The sequence below is a fragment of the Lutibacter sp. TH_r2 genome (assembly GCF_033101135.1).
In the GTDB taxonomy this organism is placed as follows: Bacteria; Bacteroidota; Bacteroidia; order Flavobacteriales; family Flavobacteriaceae; genus Lutibacter.
Window position 1 is genome coordinate 1 of the sequence record NZ_JAWMPV010000017.1, and the last position, 576, is coordinate 576.

Genomic DNA, 576 nt, shown 5'->3' on the forward strand with positions numbered 1-576 from the left:
ACATATGATGAAAAAGATTATTTACTTATTGATTTTGTTCTCGATTGTTAGTTGTGAAAACGAAAAAGAGCAAGTTAAATATTATCCTTCTGATTTTGATGTTTCAGAGTTTAATGGAGAAATAATTTCGTTAGATTCTACAAATTATAATTTTTCGCAGATTACTGATAAAATTGATTTTCAAAATTTGATTCTAGAGTTTAGCGACAACAAAACGAAAAAGCAAGTAATTCCATATAATTTCGAATTTGGCTCATTTAGAAAAAAAAATATTTTAGGAATTGATTGCGATTCGATTTATAAGGAAAATGGATTTTCAATTGATAAAATTGATTTAATTATGGAAAAACATTATCTGAATTATGGGAAAAATAATGAATATCCAGATTTTTCAAAAAGAGCTGTAATAGCAATAATGATTGATTCAGCTGATAGCGGAAAGAAATTAAAAGATTTATTAATCAAAGTAACTAACTCTTATGATAAGTTAGAGACAAAATCGATTGATACGTTAAGACTTTATATTTTCTTGAATTATTTAAAAATAGATAAAAAGTCGATTAAAGATTAAATACG

1 protein-coding gene is annotated in these 576 nt (G+C 24.3%); it reads left to right on the forward strand.

The window, feature by feature from the left end; genetic code table 11:
- The coding region (locus R3X25_RS15175; RefSeq protein ID WP_317675815.1) for a hypothetical protein at nt 1-571 on the forward strand (571 nt) is incomplete at its 5' end.
- Nucleotides 572-576 lie beyond the last annotated feature (5 nt).